The organism is Lentzea sp. HUAS TT2 (genome assembly GCF_051853195.1).
Classification (GTDB): Bacteria; Actinomycetota; Actinomycetes; order Mycobacteriales; family Pseudonocardiaceae; genus Lentzea.
Genome location: NZ_CP196667.1, coordinates 7,747,414 through 7,764,195, shown reverse-complemented (window position 1 = coordinate 7,764,195; position 16,782 = coordinate 7,747,414). Strand labels below are relative to the sequence as shown.

The 16,782-nt window shown below is 71.4% G+C and carries 19 protein-coding genes and 1 pseudogene; 10 read left to right on the top strand and 10 right to left on the bottom strand.

The window, feature by feature from the left end; translation table 11 throughout:
* Positions 1 to 31 precede the first annotated feature (31 nt).
* The 3 genes from ACSHWB_RS36965 to ACSHWB_RS36955 form a co-directional block, all read right to left on the bottom strand.
* Entirely contained in the window at positions 32 to 1,621 is a 1,590-nt protein-coding gene (locus ACSHWB_RS36965) for a sigma-70 family RNA polymerase sigma factor (protein ID WP_439657951.1), read from the bottom strand.
* Between the two features lie 94 nt (positions 1,622 to 1,715).
* Positions 1,716 to 2,486: an SDR family NAD(P)-dependent oxidoreductase gene (locus ACSHWB_RS36960; RefSeq protein ID WP_439657950.1), complete on the bottom strand. Its 771-nt coding sequence runs from the start codon at positions 2,484 to 2,486 to the stop codon at positions 1,716 to 1,718.
* A 46-nt stretch (positions 2,487 to 2,532) separates the two neighbouring features.
* Positions 2,533 to 3,114 carry a TetR/AcrR family transcriptional regulator gene (locus ACSHWB_RS36955; protein WP_439657949.1) on the bottom strand — a complete coding sequence of 194 codons (582 nt, stop codon included), beginning with the start codon at positions 3,112 to 3,114 and terminating at the stop codon, positions 2,533 to 2,535.
* A 53-nt stretch (positions 3,115 to 3,167) separates the two neighbouring features.
* On the opposite strand from ACSHWB_RS36955, the gene ACSHWB_RS36950 reads away from it, so the two are divergent.
* Together ACSHWB_RS36950 and ACSHWB_RS36945 are read left to right on the top strand one after the other, a co-directional pair.
* Positions 3,168 to 4,190, top strand: a complete 1,023-nt coding sequence (locus ACSHWB_RS36950; RefSeq protein WP_439657948.1) for an alpha/beta hydrolase — start codon at positions 3,168 to 3,170, stop codon at positions 4,188 to 4,190.
* Positions 4,187 to 4,663, top strand: a complete 477-nt coding sequence (locus tag ACSHWB_RS36945; RefSeq protein ID WP_439657947.1) for a GNAT family N-acetyltransferase — start codon at positions 4,187 to 4,189, stop codon at positions 4,661 to 4,663. The genes ACSHWB_RS36950 and ACSHWB_RS36945 overlap by 4 nt, the downstream gene beginning before the upstream one ends.
* On the opposite strand, the gene ACSHWB_RS36940 is transcribed toward ACSHWB_RS36945, so the two are convergent.
* Entirely contained in the window at positions 4,656 to 5,495 is an 840-nt protein-coding gene (locus ACSHWB_RS36940; RefSeq protein WP_439657946.1) for a helix-turn-helix transcriptional regulator, read from the bottom strand. The two genes, ACSHWB_RS36945 and ACSHWB_RS36940, sit on opposite strands and share 8 nt — an antisense overlap.
* Before the next feature lie 102 nt (positions 5,496 to 5,597).
* On the opposite strand from ACSHWB_RS36940, the pseudogene ACSHWB_RS36935 reads away from it, so the two are divergent.
* Positions 5,598 to 6,361, top strand: a pseudogene (locus ACSHWB_RS36935) (SDR family oxidoreductase).
* A gap of 10 nt (positions 6,362 to 6,371) precedes the next feature.
* Here the strand turns inward: ACSHWB_RS36935 and ACSHWB_RS36930 are convergent.
* A complete protein-coding gene (locus ACSHWB_RS36930; RefSeq protein WP_439657945.1) occupies positions 6,372 to 6,530 on the bottom strand; it encodes a hypothetical protein in 159 nt (52 codons plus the stop codon).
* A gap of 141 nt (positions 6,531 to 6,671) precedes the next feature.
* On the bottom strand, positions 6,672 to 6,980 hold the full coding sequence (locus tag ACSHWB_RS36925) for a hypothetical protein (protein WP_439657944.1): 309 nt from the start codon (positions 6,978 to 6,980) through the stop codon (positions 6,672 to 6,674).
* A 48-nt stretch (positions 6,981 to 7,028) separates the two neighbouring features.
* On the opposite strand from ACSHWB_RS36925, the gene ACSHWB_RS36920 reads away from it, so the two are divergent.
* Positions 7,029 to 7,385: a 5-carboxymethyl-2-hydroxymuconate Delta-isomerase gene (locus tag ACSHWB_RS36920; protein ID WP_439657943.1), complete on the top strand. Its 357-nt coding sequence runs from the start codon at positions 7,029 to 7,031 to the stop codon at positions 7,383 to 7,385.
* A 16-nt stretch (positions 7,386 to 7,401) separates the two neighbouring features.
* Here the strand turns inward: ACSHWB_RS36920 and ACSHWB_RS36915 are convergent, their stop codons facing one another.
* The gene (locus tag ACSHWB_RS36915; RefSeq protein ID WP_439657942.1) at positions 7,402 to 7,917 is read right to left on the bottom strand and encodes a winged helix-turn-helix transcriptional regulator; all 516 of its coding nucleotides are present in this window, start codon (positions 7,915 to 7,917) and stop codon (positions 7,402 to 7,404) included.
* Between the two features lie 89 nt (positions 7,918 to 8,006).
* On the opposite strand from ACSHWB_RS36915, the gene ACSHWB_RS36910 reads away from it, so the two are divergent.
* On the top strand, positions 8,007 to 8,780 hold the full coding sequence (locus tag ACSHWB_RS36910) for an SGNH/GDSL hydrolase family protein (RefSeq protein WP_439657941.1): 774 nt from the start codon (positions 8,007 to 8,009) through the stop codon (positions 8,778 to 8,780).
* A gap of 389 nt (positions 8,781 to 9,169) precedes the next feature.
* On the opposite strand, the gene ACSHWB_RS36905 is transcribed toward ACSHWB_RS36910, so the two are convergent.
* Together ACSHWB_RS36905 and ACSHWB_RS36900 are read right to left on the bottom strand one after the other, a co-directional pair.
* The gene (locus tag ACSHWB_RS36905) at positions 9,170 to 9,877 is read right to left on the bottom strand and encodes a type 1 glutamine amidotransferase domain-containing protein (protein ID WP_439657940.1); all 708 of its coding nucleotides are present in this window, start codon (positions 9,875 to 9,877) and stop codon (positions 9,170 to 9,172) included.
* Between the two features lie 81 nt (positions 9,878 to 9,958).
* Complete coding sequence (locus ACSHWB_RS36900; protein ID WP_439657939.1) at positions 9,959 to 10,546, bottom strand: TetR/AcrR family transcriptional regulator; 588 nt, start codon at positions 10,544 to 10,546, stop codon at positions 9,959 to 9,961.
* A 164-nt stretch (positions 10,547 to 10,710) separates the two neighbouring features.
* On the opposite strand from ACSHWB_RS36900, the gene ACSHWB_RS36895 reads away from it, so the two are divergent.
* The 5 genes from ACSHWB_RS36895 to ACSHWB_RS36875 are packed head-to-tail and all read left to right on the top strand — an operon-like array spanning position 10,711 to position 15,689.
* Positions 10,711 to 11,619, top strand: coding sequence for an ABC transporter ATP-binding protein (locus tag ACSHWB_RS36895; protein WP_439664736.1), 909 nt, complete (start codon positions 10,711 to 10,713; stop codon positions 11,617 to 11,619).
* The gene (locus ACSHWB_RS36890; RefSeq protein WP_439657938.1) at positions 11,616 to 12,410 is read left to right on the top strand and encodes an ABC transporter permease; all 795 of its coding nucleotides are present in this window, start codon (positions 11,616 to 11,618) and stop codon (positions 12,408 to 12,410) included. The genes ACSHWB_RS36895 and ACSHWB_RS36890 overlap by 4 nt, the downstream gene beginning before the upstream one ends.
* Positions 12,410 to 13,540 carry a streptophobe family protein gene (locus tag ACSHWB_RS36885; RefSeq protein ID WP_439657937.1) on the top strand — a complete coding sequence of 377 codons (1,131 nt, stop codon included), beginning with the start codon at positions 12,410 to 12,412 and terminating at the stop codon, positions 13,538 to 13,540. The genes ACSHWB_RS36890 and ACSHWB_RS36885 overlap by 1 nt, the downstream gene beginning before the upstream one ends.
* Complete coding sequence (locus ACSHWB_RS36880; protein WP_439657936.1) at positions 13,519 to 14,229, top strand: response regulator transcription factor; 711 nt, start codon at positions 13,519 to 13,521, stop codon at positions 14,227 to 14,229. Before ACSHWB_RS36885 ends, ACSHWB_RS36880 begins: the two co-directional genes overlap by 22 nt.
* Complete coding sequence (locus tag ACSHWB_RS36875) at positions 14,226 to 15,689, top strand: sensor histidine kinase (protein WP_439657935.1); 1,464 nt, start codon at positions 14,226 to 14,228, stop codon at positions 15,687 to 15,689. Before ACSHWB_RS36880 ends, ACSHWB_RS36875 begins: the two co-directional genes overlap by 4 nt.
* A 62-nt stretch (positions 15,690 to 15,751) precedes the next feature.
* On the opposite strand, the gene ACSHWB_RS36870 is transcribed toward ACSHWB_RS36875, so the two are convergent.
* A complete protein-coding gene (locus tag ACSHWB_RS36870) occupies positions 15,752 to 16,738 on the bottom strand; it encodes a LuxR C-terminal-related transcriptional regulator (RefSeq protein WP_439657934.1) in 987 nt (328 codons plus the stop codon).
* Between the last annotated feature and the right edge of the window lie 44 nt (positions 16,739 to 16,782).

Here is a 16,782-nt window from a genome sequence, read left to right as displayed (position 1 = left end):
AGGATGATCTTTTTTAAACCGGCGTCTCGAATCAACTTCCGGCGAAGTCGTGCGTCATCCACACGGTGCCCTTGGCGTCGCGGATCACCACGATGCCGATGCGGGTGGACGACTTGCTCAGGATGTTCTTGCGGTGGCCGTCGTTCGGGGGCTTCTCGTCGATCATGCCCTGGGTGAGGCCGAGCGCCATCTTGGAGATCGCCTCGACGTTGTCCTTGACCGGGCCGCCCATGCCGACGTTCTCCGCGACCGAGCTCCACTTCACGCCCGCCGCGGTGCTGCGCTCGCCCAGGCCGCTCTCGCCGGGGCACTGGTGCGACAGGCCGCAGCCGTTGGCCATCATCGCCCTGGTGTGCCGGTCGGCGGCGGTGACCAGGGCCGGGTCGACCGTGAGCGGCGCGAGGCCGTCCTTCGCCCTGGTCTCGTTGATCAGCGCGAGAACGCGTTCCTCCGGGGTGGCGACGCGAACGGGTTCGGGCGGCGCTGTCGTGGTGGTCGTCGTCGTTGTGGTCGTGGTGGTGGTTGTGGACGACGGCGCGCTCGACGTCGCGGACGTGGTCTCCGGCGACGAGGACGTGGTCTCCGGCGACGAGGACGTGGGTTGCAGCAGCGCCTGGGTGGTGGCCGGGCCCGCCACGGCGGCCGGAGGGTCGGACGGCATCAGCACCATGGCGCCGACCACCCCGATGATCGCGCACACCCCGACCGCGCCCGCCACCGCGAGAACCGGCTTGGCGGCGAGCTTCGCGAACACGCCCGCCGGTTCGGCGAGGTGCGAGGGAACGAGCTCGGTCGCGTGGGCCGCGAGGTCCGGCGTCACGTCACCGAGGTTCTCGAGCAGCTGCGGCAGGTAGGCCGCCGGGACGACGAGCAGCGCGGCGCCGGTCAGGATGCGTTCGACCGGCATCGCGTCGTCCACACCGCGCCGGCAGCGCCCGCACTCGTCGACGTGCCGCAGGAGCCGCTTGCGCCACAACGGGTTCGGCTCGCCGTTCCAGCCCTGCGCCGCCCGGTCGAGCCCGGCGCACCGCGGCTCCATCGACAACGCGCGCACGAGGTGCCGGATCGTCTCCAGCCTGCCCTTGAGCCTGCTGACACGCACCGTGACCGCGTGCGCGCCGAGGTCGAGCGCGTCGGTGACCTCGGCCCTGGTCAGCTGCCCGACGCGTTCGAGCGTCCACAGCGCCAGCAGCTCCCGGTCGGCCGGGTCGAGCCAGCGGGCGGCCTCGTCGACCTCGCGGCGCTGCTGGGCGAAGTGCAGCCGGGACAACGCGACCTCGACGAACTCGGCGCCCGGATCGGCCCTGTCGTACTCCTCCAGCGGGGCGGGGGCCAGGTCGCGGCGCCGGTAGTGCTCGCGGACCTGGTTGATCGTGACGGCGACGAGCCACGACCGGAACCGGTCGGGCTCCCGCAGCGCGTCGATGCCGCGGATCACGCGGACCATCGTCTCCTGGACCACGTCGTCGACGTCGGCGTCGGCGTGCAGCGCCCGACCGGCGACGTTGTAGACCAGCGGCAGGCAGCCCGTGACGACGGCGTCGAGCGCCGCCCGATCACCGGCCCGCGCGGACTCCACCTGCTCGGCGTCCACCTGCCCCAGCCACTCCCGACCCGTCACTTCCGCACCCTTCGCCCGACAACTTTCCGTACGCCATGGGAGACCGGCGAGTCTCACCTCAGGTCACAGAAACCGGGCGGATAGGTGACCCAGGTCACACGGCGACGACCGCCACTCCCGTCCGGCCGCCGTCGACGTCCAGCACGATGCCGTGCACGAACTCGGCGTCGTCCGAGGCCAGGTAGACGGCCGCCCCGGCGATCGCGTCGGGATGTCCCGACCGACCGGCCGGGGTGCCGTGCATCATCACGTCGGCCATCTGGCGGGTGGCGTCGTCCCAGCCGTCGGAGGCGATGACGCCGGGCGAGATCGCGTTGACCCGGATGCCCTGCGACCCGAACTCCGACGCCCACGCGCGGGTCAGCGTCTCCATCGCGCCCTTGGTGGTGCTGTAGATCGACCCGCTCGGGACGCCGAGCCGGGTGATCCACGAACCGAGGTTGACGACGACACCGCCACCGGCGGCGATCATCGCGGGAACGAGCGCCTGGGTCAGGAAGAACGGCGCCTTCACGTTGACGCCGAAGACGCGGTCGAAGAGCGCCTCGTCGGTGTCCGGGGTGGTCGAGGGCGGGTAGATCCCCGCGTTGTTGACGAGGACGTCGACGCGTCCGCCCAGCAGGGCCGAGGCCTCGGCGGCCAGTGCGTGACTCGCGGCGGAGGAGCCGTCGAGGTCGGCGCGGGCGAAGTCGGCCTTGCCCCCGTCGGCGCGGATCTGGTCGACGACCTCCGCTCCCCTGGTCTCGTCACGCCCGGAGACGACGACGTGCGCTCCCTCGCGGGCGAAGGCGACCGCGATCGAGCGGCCGATGTTGCTGGTGGAACCGGTGATGAGGGCCGTCCTGCCCTGCAGTCGCTGTGTCATGTCCTCGAAGTTAGGAGCGGAATTTTGGACCCGCAAGTCCAGGAAATCAGCCGCGGAGGTGGTCGATCAGCGTGTCGAGCACGGCCTCCAGGTAGGTGATGCTGCCCGTCGACCTGAGCACCTGCACGCCACCCTGGATGCCCGCGATCAACGCGGCGGACATGCGGTCGGCGTCCACGGTGGGACGCACCAGGCCGGCCTGCTGCATGTCCAGGACGCCCTGCCGCAGCTGGTACTGCCACTGCTCGATCAGGGTGCCGATGACCTCGTGCGCGCCCGGCGTGCTGTCGAGCTGGCCCATCAGCACACCCAGGGGGCAGGACCGGCCCTGCGCCCGGTAGCGGGCGACGACCGAGTCGCGCCAGCGTTCCCAGGCGGTCCACGACGTCAGGGCGCCGAGGTGCGGCTGCTGGTCGGAGAGCACACGATCGGCCTCGAACCGCGCCACGGCGAGGAAGAGCTCCTCCTTGCCGTCCGGGAAGTAGTGGAAGATCTGCCCCTTGCTGGTGCCGGTGATGGCCCGGATGTCGTCCAGCGTCACGCCGGCCGCGTCGTCGCTGCGCAGGTGTGCCGCCGCGCCCTCGATGATGCGCTGCCGCGTAGCCTGCCCCTTCGCCGTGAGCTTCATGCCCCCACGCTACATTTTCTGGACCAGTGAGTCCACTGTGGTTGACTGGGGGCATGCTGCCTTGGGAGGGACCGCTCGCCGGTCGGCTGGACCAGCACACCGTCGAGTCCGCGCTGCTGCGCGACAACCCGCTCGGTGATCCGCACGAGCGCCCGCTGTGGGTGTACGTGCCGCCGGGCTACGACTCCGGGACCGAGCGCTACCCGACGATCTACATGATCCAGGGCTACACCGGGCACGTGGCGATGTGGGCGAACCGCACGCCGTTCCGCCAGCCGTTCATCGAGACGGCCGACGCGGTGTTCGCGCAGGGAGCGCCTGGGTGCATCGTCGTCTACGCCGACGCGTGGACGAGCTACGGCGGCTCGCAGTTCGTCGACTCCCCCGGCACCGGCCGCTACCACTCGTACCTGTGCGACGAGATCGTGCCGTGGGTGGACGCGCACTACCGCACGATCCCGGACCGCGAGTCGCGGGCGATCGCCGGTAAGTCCTCCGGCGGGTTCGGCGCGATGATCACACCGATGCTGCGGCCGGACCTGTTCGGCGCGCTGGCCACGCACGCGGGTGACGCGCTCTACGAGCTCTGCTACCAGGCGGACTTCGGCAAGGCCGTGCGGGCGTTGCGCGGCTACGACCACGACGTGCAGAAGTGGTGGACCGACTTCCGCAGCCGCACGGCGTTCACCAAGCCCGAGGACATGGACCTGCTCGGGATTCTTGGTGTGGCGGCGTGCTTCTCGGCCACCGAGGACGGCACGCCGGAGCTCCCGTTCGACGCCGTCACCGGTGTGCCGAAGCCGGAGGTGTGGCAGCGCTGGCTCGACTGGGACCCGGTGCGGATGGTGGCCGGGCACGCCGACGCGATCCGGTCGCTGCGCGCTGTGTGGATCGACGCGGGCACGCGGGACGAGTACTTCCTCGACCTCGGCGCCGAGGCGTTCCGCAAGGAGATCGCGCTGGCCGGGATCCCGGACGAACGCGTGCACTTCGAGCTCTTCGACGCGGGCCACGGCGCGATCGACTACCGGTATCCCCTCTCGCTGGCGTGGCTCGCGACTAGGCTGGCTCGATGATCACAGAGGTGACGCTGCGCGGCGTCGAGGACGCGGACCTGGACGTGTTGTTCGAGTTCATGCGTGATCCCGAAGCGGCGTGGATGGCGGCGTTCACGGCGGAGGACCCGGACGACCGCGAGGCGTTCGACGCGCACATGCGCAAGATCCGCTCCAACCCCGAGACCCTCAACCACGTGATCCTCGGTGACGGGGTGGTCGTCGGCAGCATCGCCAGCTTCGTGATGGAGGGCGACACCGAGGTCACCTACTGGGTCGACCGCTCCGTGTGGGGTCAGGGCGTCGCCGGGCGGGCGCTGGCGTTGCTGCTCGAACGCGTCACGGTCCGGCCGCTGCACGCCCGCGCCGCCAGTGACAACACGGCCTCGCTGCGCGTGCTGACCAGGGCAGGGTTCAAGCCCGTCGGCACCGACACCGGCTACGCGGCGGCGCGGAAGGCCGAGATCGAGGAGACGATCCTCGTCCTCAGCTGACGAACTTCTCCGTGCCCAGCACACCGAGCAGCTGCAGCTTGTCGAACGCCTCGGTGCGCGGCGGCGCGGTGAGCACCAGCAGCGCCTGCGACTGGTCCTCGGTGAACAACGCCTGGCAGTCGACCTCGATCTCGCCGAGCTGAGGGTGGATCAGCACCTTGTGGTCCTCGAACCGCTTCGAGACCTCGTGCCGTTCCCACAGCTCGGCGAACTCCTGGCTTTCCTTCTGCAGAGCGCGGACGAGCTCGCCGGCGCGTGAACGCGGGCCCATCGAGGCGTAGGCGGCACGCAGGTTCGCCACCTGGGTGCGGCTCTGCCGGTCGCGGTCGTGCTCGGGGTAGATCAGGCGCTCGCCCGGCTCGGTGAACCAGCGGTAGATCCCGCTGCGGGCGTGGCCGGTGAAGTGCGAGGAGTCGCCGTACAACGCCTCGGCGAACCGGTTCTGCACGAGGACCTCGCTGAGGTTCGACAGGATCAGCGCCGGAGTGTCGTTCAGGCGGTCCAGCACCCGTTGCAACGCGGGCGCGACGTGCGTGGCGGTGGCCTGGGGCGACGGGGCGTTGCGACCGGCGACGCGGAACAGGTAGTCGCGTTCGTCGTCGCTCAGCCGCAGGGCCCTGGCCAGCGCGGCCAGCATCTGCTCGCTCGGCTGCGGGCCGCGTTGCTGTTCCAGGCGCGTGTAGTAGTCCGTGGACATGGCCGCCAGCGCCGCGACCTCCTCGCGCCGCAGCCCCGGTGCCCGCCTGCGCGCACCCACCGGCAGGCCGACGTCCTGCGGCCTCAGTTCCTCCCGGCGGCGACGCAGGAAGCCGGCCAGTTCCACCCGATCCATGTGGTCGAGTATCCGGCTTGTGCGGCTGCGAACCAGGGAGCGCCGATCCCCCGATAAGGGCTCTCTGGTGAGGTACCAGTGACCGGGCCGAGACTCAGTGCCATGGACATCACCGGAAACACCGTCTTCATCCCCGGCGCCACCAGCGGAATCGGCCTGGCGCTCGCCCTCGCCCTGCGCGAGCGCGGCAACCCGTGATCGTGGGCGGCCGGCGCACCGAACTGCTCGACCGGATCGCCGCCGAGCACCGCGGCGTCGAGACCGTCCGCATCGACACCGCCGACCCCGCCAGCGTCCAGACCGCGGCCAAGGACGTCATCGCCCGCTTCCCGGCGGTCAACGTGCTGATCACCATGGCGGGCGTCATGCGGATCGAGGACTGGCACCGCCCCGAGTCGTTCCTGGAGTCCGCCGAGGGCATCGTCACCACCAACGTGCTCGGCCCGATCCGCCTGATCGCCGCGTTCGTCGAGCACTTCCAGACGCTGCCGGACGCCACGATCATGACCGTCTCCTCCGGCCTCGCCTTCGCGCCGTTGAAGATCACGCCGAGCTACAACGCGTCCAAGGCCGCCATCCACATGCTCAGCGAGTCGCTGCGGCTCCAGCTCTCCGACACGTCGGTGAGGGTCGTGGAGCTGGAGCCGCCGTCGGTGCAGACCGACCTGCTGCCCGGCCAGGCCGAGAGCGACCACGCCATGCCGCTCGACGAGTACGTCGCCGAGGTCATGAGCATCATCGAGACCCAGCCCGACGCCCGCGAGATCCAGGTCGAGCGCGTCAAGTTCCTGCGCTACGGCGAGGCGCGCGGCGACTACGACCAGGTCGTCGCCGCGCTCAACACCTACGACCCGCACGGGAAGTGACTCAGGCTCGTCAGAGACCCCGGGCGTACTCCCGGAACGTCGTCGGCCGGCGGCCGATCAGGTTCGCCAGTGCGCCGGAGCCGGCCGCCATCGTCGAGCCGTGCTGCGCCACCCGTGCCGCCACCGAGGTGATGTGGCCCGCCATGTCCGGGTTGACGATGTCGTCCACTTCGGACAGTTCTGTTGGCTCGCGCCACCACTGCTCCGCGGAGACCGGCTCGAACCGGACCGGCCTGCCCAGCTGTTCGGCGAGGACAGCAGTTCCCGGTAGGTCGCCGGGGGCGTGTGTCCCCAGAGGACCTCGACGATCTCACTCTGGGGACACGAAGCTGTTGGCGTGCAAGGCGAGCAGCCCGACGAGGCCGCGTTGCTGCGGCGACCTGATCACCACGGCCTCGTCACCCCGGTGCACAGCCGGCGGCCCCAGCACGTCGATGGCGAGCGGCCCGCGCGCCGGCTGCCCGAGCACCGCGCACAGCCGGCGCACCGACTCGTGCCAGGGCTGCTCGACGCACCCCTGCTCGATGTGGTGGATGGTCCGCACGGACACCCCGCTGAGCCTTGAAAGCTCGCTCTGCGTGACCGACTGCGGCGCGAGCTGATCCCACGTCCTGGTCACCCGGTTGTACGGCCAGGACCCGGCCCTCGTCGCCGGTAGCGTGAAGCCATGCCACAGATCACCGTCGAGTACTCCGCCGAACTGAGCGAGGCGTTCGACCGCCGCGCCTTCGCCCTCGCGCTGCACCGGACCGTGGGGCCGCTGGTCAGCGCGGAGGTGGCGGCGTTCAAGACGCGGTTCCGGCAGATCGAGGAGTCCGTGATCGGCGACGGCTCGCCCGCCGCGATGATCCACGTCAGGGTGGGGTTGCTGACGGGCCGGTCGGTCGAGCTCAAGCAGGAGGTCGGGCAGGTGAGCATCGGGATCGCCCGTGATCACCTCAAGCCCGTCGAGGGCCTCCCGACGCAGGTGACGCTCGAGGTGTACGACATGGACCGCGAGCAGTACCAGAAGGTCGTTCTATGACATCAACGCCCGCCGGTCAGTCCCGCGCGCTGGCGCCGGGCCCTGGGGCGGCTTGGATGTCGCCGAGGCTGTCCACGGGGTGGTCGTGCGCGCAGCGGATCTCGGTTCGGATCGACGCGCCGCAGCCGTGGTGGGTGAGCACGACGGTGGGTCCGCCGGGAGCGGGAAGCCAGCGGTCGGCCCAGTTCAGCAGACTGATGATCGCGGTGGCCAGGTCCCGCCCCTTGTCGGTGAGGCGGTATTCGTGGCGGCCGCGTGACCCGGTGTCGTGGTAGGCGACCTTGGTCAGGATGCCCTGGTCGGTCAGGTCGCCCAGACGTGCGGACAGCACGCCCGGGGTCAGGCCCGTGTGGCGGCGGAAGTCGTCGAAGCGCCGGGTGCCGTAGAACGCCTCCCGCACGATCTGCCCGGCGCTGCGCGGCACGAGCACGTCGAGCGCTCGTTGCACGGAGTCCGGTTCCAGGAGCCACGCTTCGCGGTTCCAGGCCGGGTCCCCGGCCTCGGCCGATTCGTGCGTGCGGGACTGCTGCATGCGCGCACTGTGTCACATGACCCGGTACGCGGCGTCCGCAAGAGCAGCTGTCGTGCGGTGTGCCGGAGGGTTCCACTACGGTGCTGGGTATGGTTTCCAGAACTCAGCCGGTGCGGCGGTTCGTGGCGCTCGGCGACAGCCTCACCGAGGGGGTCGGCGACCCCCGTCTCGACGGCACGCTGCGCGGCTGGGCCGACGTCCTGGCCGGCGAGCTCGACCACGCGTGGCCCGGACTGCGCTACGACAACCTCGCCGTCCGCGGATGGCACGCACAGCACGTCCTCCAACACCAGCTCGAGCAGGCACTGCGCCTCAAGCCCGACCTGGCGAGCGTCATGGTCGGCGCCAACGACGCGTTCGACCGCCAGGGCTTCGACGGCGCCGCGGTAGGCCGCGTGCTGCGGCAGACGGTGGCGGCCCTGTGCGACACCGGCACACGGGTGGTCATGGCGACCCTGCCGGACATCACCCGCCGCTGGCCCGGACCCGCACGCCTGCACCAGGCAACACGCTCACGGTTCCAACTCGTCAACGACCACGTGCGCACGATCGCGGCGGAGCACAACGCGATCATGCACGACCTGTGGCACGACGAACGCACCCACGCGCCGAGGATGTGGTCCATCGACCGCGTCCACCCCGGCACGCACGGACACGCCGGCATCGCCCACAGCTTCGCCGAACTCATCCTCGGCCAGGCCCGCTCCCCCTGGACCCCGGCCGGACCGGCAGTGACGGCGGCACAACGACTGGCCGAGATCCGCTCGCTCTACACCATCCTGCGAACCGACCGCGGCCGGCCGCTGCCCACCCAACTCCCCCGCGGACCGTGGAACCTCACCCGGACCGGCGTACAACACTGATCGGTTGATCTGACGCGTTGTCGGGGAACTGCCGGCCACTGGAAAGGGCTTCGGGCGGTTCCTCGAGCCGGAGTTGCAGGCCGAGAGGCTGCCGTACTCGGCGGACGAGCATCACCAGGCGCAGATGGGGTTCCGGACGGGCAGCCGGAACACCTTCCGATCGAGGCGGGCTCTGTCACAGGAGATGCCATCGGGATTTCCCGTGCTCCGCTCGGGTCCACCCGGTTACACGAACCGCGACGGTGACGAATGATCTCGCAGGGAGATCAACCGAGGGAGACCGCGATGGCACTCGCGCGGTCTCCCTCCAGCCCGCCGCCGAGCAGATCATCGGTGCCTGCGTGCCGCACCGGCCCCAGCAGAGTGGCCGAGCCGTTACCGCGACATGCTCACGCGTCGGCCTTGTCGCGCCCGGCGGTCTTCGTGACGAGCTCGATGAGCGCGTCGGCCGCAGGACCGGAGGAGGCCGGGTTCTGCCCCGTGATCAGCAGGCCGTCCGTCAGGACGTACGGCGCCCAGTCCTCACCCTTGGAGTAGTCGCCGCCCAGCCGCACGAGCTCGTCCTCGACCAGGAACGGGACCACCTCGGTGAGCTGGACGCCCTCCTCCTCGCTGTTGGTGAACCCGGTGACCTTCTTGCCCCGCACCAGTGGCGTGCCGTCCTCGTTCACCGCGTGCCGCAGGACACCGGGAGCGTGGCAGACCAGGGCGAGCGGCTTGCCTGCGCGCAGCGTGGTCTCGATCAGCCTGATGGAGGTGGCGTCCTCGGCCAGGTCCCACAAGGGGCCGTGACCGCCGGGGTAGAAGACGGTGTCGAAGTCGTCCACGGAGACGGAGTCGAGGCGGACGGTGTTGGCCAGAGCGTCCATGGCCTCCGGGTCCGCTTCGAAGCGGCGGGTCTCGTCGGTCTGGCTGGCCGGCTCGTTGCTCTTGGGGTCCAGCGGGGGCTGACCGCCCAGAGGCGAGGCGAGCACGACGTCGATGCCGGCGTCACGGAAGCGGTAGTAGGGGGCGGCCAGCTCCTCCAGCCAGAAGCCGGTCTTCCTGCCGGTGTCGCCGAGCTCGTCGTGCGAGGTGAGAACGAGAAGAACGTTCATGGTGCTGCTCCTTCGATTGCTATTAGACCGGTCGTCTCTAGACGGCGGTGATCAGACCGCGCATGATGCGCGGGCGTGGTGCTACAGATGCAGAAGCCGACGAGTCACCGTTGTGACCGTGTCCAGAGGGCCGATGTCCCGGTGGATCTTGGCCATGACGCTCGCGCCGAGCCACATGTCGTACAGGGCCTGCGCGGTGGTGCGTGCGTCGTCGTCGACGGCGAGCGAGCCGTCCTCCAGGCCGGCGGCGATCACCCGTTCCAGGCGGTCGACGATGGCGGTGGTGCCCTCCTTCAGGGCGAGCCGCATCGCCTCCGACAGGTCGGCGACCTCCGCGCCGAGCTTGACTGCCAGGCACTTGCCCTGGCAGTCGTCGACGCTCTGCGTCTCGCGCCAGCTCTGCCAGTAGTCCATCAGCCGCTGCGCCGAGGTCGCGCCCGGCTTGGACAGGACGCGGTCCATGTCCGCCAGGTAGTCGACGAAGTACGAGCGCATCATCGCCTCGCCGAAGGCGTCCTTGGAGTTGAAGTAGTGGTAGAAGGACCCCTTGGGCACGCCGGCCTCGATCAGGACCTCGTTGATGCCCACCGCGGCGAATCCCTTGTGCGACATGATCCGCTGAGCGGCGTCGAGGATGCTGCGGCGGGTGTCGCCCTGACTGACCGGCATGGCACCACCGTAGCACGATTAGACCGGTCGTCTACACCTCTCCGAATCTGGGTGTTCTCTGGGAACGTGCCGCCGCGGCCGTGGTCGGGAGCGGGATTCTCCGGGTTCTCCCAGGAACTCCCAGGGGTCGGTCAGACCGGCTCGCCAGGGTCGGGTCCATGACGATGATCGACGTACGGGGGCTGACCAAGCGGTACGGCCTCGACACCGTGGTGGACGACCTGTCGTTCACCGTGGAGGCCGGTCAGGTGACGGGGTTCCTCGGGCCGAACGGCGCGGGCAAGTCCACGACCATGAAGATGATCCTCGGCCTGGCCGCGCCCACCGCCGGTTCGGTCGCGGTCGGCGGGCGCCGCTACCGCGACCTGCCGGCGCCGTTGACCGAGGTCGGAGCGTTGCTCGACGCCGGCGCCGTGCACGGTGGGCGGAAGGCGCGGGACCACCTGCTGGCGCTCGCCGTGGGCAACGGCCTGCCTCGGCGCCGGGTGGACGAGGTGCTCGCCAGGACCGGGCTGGAGAGCGTGGCGCACAAGCGTGCGGGTGCGTTCTCGCTCGGCATGCGGCAGCGGCTCGGTATAGCGGCGGCGCTGCTCGGCGACCCGCGGGTGCTGATCTTCGACGAGCCGGTCAACGGGCTCGACCCCGAGGGCATTCGCTGGATCCGCGACTTCATGCGCTCCCTGGCCCGCGAGGGGCGCGCGGTGCTGGTCTCCAGCCATCTCATGAGCGAGATGGCCCAGACCGCCGACCACCTGGTCGTGATCGGCCGGGGCAGGCTCATCGCCGACATGGGCGTCGCCGAGTTCCTGCGCGGCCGCGGTGAGGGGACGGTCCTCGTGCGCACGGCCGAGCCGGACGCGTTCGCGCTCCAGCTGACCGCGACGGGTGCCACCGTGCGGGAGGGACCCGGCTCGGCGCTGGTCGTGTCCGGCCTGGCGAGTGTGGAGATCGGCAAGCTCGCCGCCTACCACGGGACCGTGCTCAGCGAGCTCACCCCGCAGCGGCCGTCGCTGGAGGACGCCTTCATGGAGCTGACCCGGGACAGCGTCGACTACCAGGGGGTGACGGCGTGAACCGGCCGGCACAGCGGGCGTTGTTCGTCCACACGCTGCACGCGGAGTGGGTGAAGCTGCGCAGCCTGCGTTCCACCTGGTACACGCTCGCCTGCCTGATCTGCGTGGAGCTCGGTATCACGGTCCTGGCGGCGAGCAAGGCGGGCGAGGCGTACCGGGGCGCGCCCCCCGCCGAACAGCTGGCGTGGGACCCGACCGAGCGCAGCCTGACCGCGTACCTCGTGGCGCAGCTGGTGATCGGGGTGCTCGGGACGCTGGTCGTGACCTCCGAGTACGCCACCGGACTGGTGCAGACGTCGCTGGCGGTCACGCCGCGGCGGCACCGGTTGCTCGCGGCCAAGGTGGTGGTGGCGACGGCCGTCTCCGTGGTCGCGAGCCAGTCGCTGATGTTCGCCACCTTCCTGATCGGCCAGGCGCTCTTCGCGGCTCAGGGTGTGCCGAGCGCGGCGCTCGACGACCCCGGCGTGCTCTCGGCCGTGACGGGCGGCGGGCTCTACCTCGCGGCGATCGCGGTGCTCGCGATCGGCCTCGGCACGATCCTGCGTGCCACGGCGGGTGCGATCACCACGCTGGTGGGGGTGGTGCTCCTGGTGCCGGCCCTGGCCGGCCTGTTCCCCTCGTGGCTCCAGGGCCTCCTCGACTTCTGGCCGACGCTGGGCGGCGCCGCGGTGCTCGCGACGGTGCCGGATCCCGCCCATCCGCACCCCTGGCTGAACCTGGGCGGGATGTGCCTCGGTGTCGCCGCGGTGGTGGCCGTCGCGTTCGTCGTCTTCCAGCGCCGGGACGTGTGATGGCGGTGCGACGGGACGTGGGGCGGGGCGTGACGGCGGGGGTCGCGGCCCTGGCCGCGATGGCGGGTGTCGCCGCGGCCGGGTTGCTGCTGCTCGACGCGGGCCGGGTGGGCGGATTCGGCCGGCTGACGGCGGCGGTCGTGGCCATGGCCGTGGGCGGTTCGGCCGAGTTCGGCGCCGCACCGGGTGATGCGCGGTTCGCGGTGCGGGGTGGCGTCGAGGTGGTGCCGTCGGGGGTCGCGCTGGCCGGCGCCGTGGTGCTGGGGTGGCTGCTGCTACGGCATCGGGACGGATTGCTCGTCCGCGGCGGGGCGGCGGCCACGACGTTCACGGCCGGTGCGGTGGCGATCGCCTTGACAGCACGGGGAACGGTGACACCACCCCGTGGTGCGACAGGCGGGTTGTCCGGCATCTGCGGACTCCCTTCAGCCAGTCCCCTCGGCCGGGTCGGGTCTGTCGACTCGCTCGGTCTGGGGTTCTCCGTGCCCGTCGGACCAGTGGTGGCCGGAGCGGTGTGCTGGGTGCTCGCGGTCGTCGGGGTGTGCCGGCTGGTCGCACGGTTCGAGATCTCGCTGCGCGCTCCACTGTGGACGGTCGGTGCGCTCGTCGCCGCGAGCCTGCTCCTGGCCTGGGTTCTGGGTGCCCCGGCCGTCGCGGGCGGAATGCTGCTCCTGCTGCCGTCGGTCGTGTTCGGTGTGGTGTCGCTCGGACTGGGGGTGCCCTGGACGGTCGAGTCCGGCGGTGTGCTGACGTGCGCTCTCGACGGGGTCGCGCCGCCCGCGCCAGGCGGATGGCTGACCGGGGTGGCGCTCGTCGTGCTGCTCGCTCTCGGTGTCGTCACCGGTCTGGCCATCGGTCGTGGCGATCGGCCGCTGGTCCGCGCGGCGTGCGGCGGAGCGGTGCTGGGTGTGTCGCTGGGAGTCCTGGCGTGGGTGTCGCGGCCGGCGGCACGGCTCGGCGTCGAGGCGTTCGCGTTCTCGGTGCCGGTGCTCGAAGTGCGGGCGGCGGCGAGCCTGGTGGGCGCGGTGCTGCTGGGAGGTGCGGCCGGTGTCTCGGGCGGTCTGCTCGTCGCGGGGGCTCTCAGGTTGACGTCCGTACCGTGGCCCGCGTGGAGAGATCGAGTCCGGTGACGACTCTGCTGGTGGTGGACGACGAGCCCACGGTCCGCGAACTGCTGTCCGCGACCCTGCGTTTCGCGGGGTTCCGGGTGACGTCCGCGGCGACCGGTGCCGAAGCGGTCGCCGCGGCCACCGAGGAACCGCCCGACCTGGTACTGCTCGACGTGATGCTGCCGGACGTGGACGGGTTCGAGGTGGTCCGGCGGTTGCGCGAGCAGCGCGCGCAGGGGCACCGCGGGCCCGTGCCCGTCCTCTTCCTCACCGCCAGGGACCGCAAGGCGGACAAGGTCACCGGCCTGTCCCTGGGTGCCGACGACTACGTGACCAAGCCGTTCGACCTGGAGGAGCTGATCGCCAGGATTCGGGCGATCCTGCGCCGCACCTCCGGTCACCGCGAAGGCCTGCTGACCGTCGGGGCGGTCGTGCTCGACCCGCAGGGGCACCAGGTGACCAGGGACGGACTGCCCGTCCGCATCTCCCCCACCGAGTTCCGGTTGCTGCACTACCTGATGGAGAACGCCGGGCGCGTGGTGTCCAAGGCGCAGATCCTCGACCGGGTGTGGCGCTACGACTTCGGCGGCGACGCCGGAATCGTGGACACCTACATCTCGTACCTGCGGCGCAAGGTCGACGTCGAGGACACCAAGCTGATCCACACCGTGCACGGCGTCGGCTACGTGATGCGGGAACCCGCGCGGTGACGCGCGTGCTGGGCAGGCTCTCCCTGCGGACCAGGTTGCTGCTGCTCACAGCGAGCCTCCTGCTCGCGGGGCTGGGGCTGGTCGGTGCGGTCGTGTCCGACCAGCTGGAGCGCTACCAGCTCGACCGGATCGACGGCCAGCTGCGTTCGCTCGGCGAGATCCTCTCCCGCGTGCCCGCCTCCGGGCCGCTCGCGTCCACCGACGCCACGGCCCGCCCCGAGCTCCTCGATCCCGCCCTGCGCCTGATCGGCGCGCCCTACCTCGTGTACCTGGACGCGAACGGCGCGGTGGTGGGAGGCCTGCACACCAGCCGACTGGACGGTGCGTCCCTGCCGGGGCCCGGCGAGCTGCGCACCGTGCCCGCCGACGGCCGGCCCGTCGACCTGAACGCCGCGGACGGCTCGGGACGCTGGCGCGCCGCCGCACGGCCGACCACCGGCTGGGACGGCGCGGTCGTCGTCGCGGCATCGCTGGCCGAGGCCGACGCCACCACGACCCGGCTCCGCACCACGAGCCTGGTCAGCGGCGTCGTGCTGCTCCTGCTCCTGACGGCGGTCGGCTGGTTCGCGCTGGGCCGGGGTCTGCGGCCGCTGCGCCGGATCGAGCACACCGCCGCCGCGATCGCCGAAGGCGACCTCACCCGGCGCGTCCCCGCCCTCGCGGCACCGGCCACCGAGGTCGGGCACCTGGCGGCCTCGCTCAACACGATGCTCGGCCAGCTCGAACAAGCCTTCGCCGACCGGACCGCGTCCCAGGCGCGCATGCGGACATTCCTCGCGGACGTGAGCCATGAACTGCGCACCCCGTTGTTCGGCATCAAGGGCTCGACCGAGCTGTACCGGATGGGCGCGATGCCCGCCCGCGCCGACGTGGACGAGGCGATGCTGCGCATCGACCGCGAGGCCACCCGCCTCACGAGCCTCACCGAGGACCTGCTCCTGCTCGCCCGGCTCGACGAGGCCCCGCGGGCCCAGCTGGACCCCGCGCCGATGGACCTGCGCACCCTGGCCAACGACGCCCGGCACGACCTGCGCGCGCTGGACCCGTCCCGCCCGGTCGAGCTCACCGGCCCCGGCGGCACCGGACCACCGGGCCCCGCCCCCGTCCACGCCGACGAGGACGTGCTGCGCCAGGTCGTCACCAACCTGATCGGCAACGCCGCCACCTACACCCCGCCGGGCACGGCGGTCCGCATCGGCGTGGGCACGGCGAACGGACGCGCCGTGCTCGAGGTCGCGGACCGGGGCCCCGGCCTGACCGCCCATCACGCCGCCCGCGTCTTCGAGCGCTTCTACCGCGCCGACCCGTCGCGCAACCGGGCGGGCGGTGCCAACGCCGGACTCGGCCTGTCGATCGCCCTCGCCCTGGCTCGCGCTCACGACGGCGACCTCGAGCTCGACACGACCGTGGGCGAAGGCGCGTGCTTCCGCCTCACCCTGCCGCTGCTCGACCGGTGCTGAGAACCGGACGGCCGAGGGGACGGGACCGAGGTGCTCGTCTCGCCTCGGCGTCGCACCGCAGGTCACTCGCCCGGATGCACGAACCCGCTCTCGCAGGCGTGGACGACGGCGTGGACGCGGTCCCGGAGGTCCAGTTTGGACAGAACTCTGCCGACGTGGGTCTTCACCGTCGTCTCGCCGAGGAACAGCCGCCGCGCGATCTCGGCGTTGCCGGCGCCCTTGGCCGGCAACGCGAACACCTCGCGCTCCCGGTCGGTGAGGCGTTCGAGGCGCGGATCGGGTGGTGGCATCGCCGAGGCGGCGGTGTTGCGCACGCACAACCGCACGTCCCGTCGGTCAGCTCCACTCCCCCAGTCCACCAGCACCTGTGCGGTGACGGGAGGAACGGCGTGCTTGAGGACGTTGGCGAGCGCCTCCTGCACGATCCGCACGACCTGCACCACCAGCCCTGCCGGCAGGTCGTCGGTCCCGCCGCGTTCGTCGAGGTCCACGGCCAGCCCGGCGGCCCGCACCCCGTCCACCACGGCGCGGAGGTCGGCGCCGGTGGGCTGCGGCGCGGTGCCGTTCGGTTCCTGGCGCAGCATGCGCCGCAGCTCCCCCATCGCGTCGCGGCCGCCCTGACTGATGTCGCGCAACGCCTGCTCCACGTGGTCACCGCCGCTCGTGAGCGATATCCGCGCGCCCTCGGCCTGCATCACCATCATGCTCACCGCGTGCGCCACGACGTCGTGCATCTCGCGGGCGATCCGCGTGCGCTCCTCGGCCACGGCCGCACGTGCCAGGGCCTCCTGCTCCCGTTCGGCCCGCACGGCGCGATCCTCCACGGCGAGCAGGTAGGCGCGGCGAGCGGAGACGAACTCCCCCAGCAGCCAGCACGCGAGCAGCAGCAACACGACGAAGCCGACCGCGACGACGAACTCCCGCCACTGCCCGTCCCTGGCGTCGAACGTCCGCACGGCCCACCAGGACACGAAGACCGCGAGCCACATCTGGCGCCGCCGGCCGTAGACGGCCACCGAGCACAGGACCGGCGCCAGGGCGAGGTTCATGACCGGCACGAACGGACAACCGGCTGCGGGAAGTCGAGGACGAG

Coding starts and splice junctions, on each gene's coding strand:
- ACSHWB_RS36885 (WP_439657937.1), top strand. CDS start 12,410: ATGGCGGTGCGACGGGACGTGGGGCGGGGCGTGACGGCGGGGGTCGCG.
- ACSHWB_RS36950 (WP_439657948.1), top strand. CDS start 3,168: ATGCTGCCTTGGGAGGGACCGCTCGCCGGTCGGCTGGACCAGCACACC.
- ACSHWB_RS36960 (WP_439657950.1), bottom strand. CDS start 2,486: ATGACACAGCGACTGCAGGGCAGGACGGCCCTCATCACCGGTTCCACC.
- ACSHWB_RS36915 (WP_439657942.1), bottom strand. CDS start 7,917: ATGCAGCAGTCCCGCACGCACGAATCGGCCGAGGCCGGGGACCCGGCC.
- ACSHWB_RS36910 (WP_439657941.1), top strand. CDS start 8,007: ATGGTTTCCAGAACTCAGCCGGTGCGGCGGTTCGTGGCGCTCGGCGAC.
- ACSHWB_RS36895 (WP_439664736.1), top strand. CDS start 10,711: ATGATCGACGTACGGGGGCTGACCAAGCGGTACGGCCTCGACACCGTG.
- ACSHWB_RS36870 (WP_439657934.1), bottom strand. CDS start 16,738: ATGAACCTCGCCCTGGCGCCGGTCCTGTGCTCGGTGGCCGTCTACGGC.
- ACSHWB_RS36955 (WP_439657949.1), bottom strand. CDS start 3,114: ATGAAGCTCACGGCGAAGGGGCAGGCTACGCGGCAGCGCATCATCGAG.
- ACSHWB_RS36940 (WP_439657946.1), bottom strand. CDS start 5,495: ATGGATCGGGTGGAACTGGCCGGCTTCCTGCGTCGCCGCCGGGAGGAA.
- ACSHWB_RS36945 (WP_439657947.1), top strand. CDS start 4,187: ATGATCACAGAGGTGACGCTGCGCGGCGTCGAGGACGCGGACCTGGAC.
- ACSHWB_RS36905 (WP_439657940.1), bottom strand. CDS start 9,877: ATGAACGTTCTTCTCGTTCTCACCTCGCACGACGAGCTCGGCGACACC.
- ACSHWB_RS36920 (WP_439657943.1), top strand. CDS start 7,029: ATGCCACAGATCACCGTCGAGTACTCCGCCGAACTGAGCGAGGCGTTC.
- ACSHWB_RS36900 (WP_439657939.1), bottom strand. CDS start 10,546: ATGCCGGTCAGTCAGGGCGACACCCGCCGCAGCATCCTCGACGCCGCT.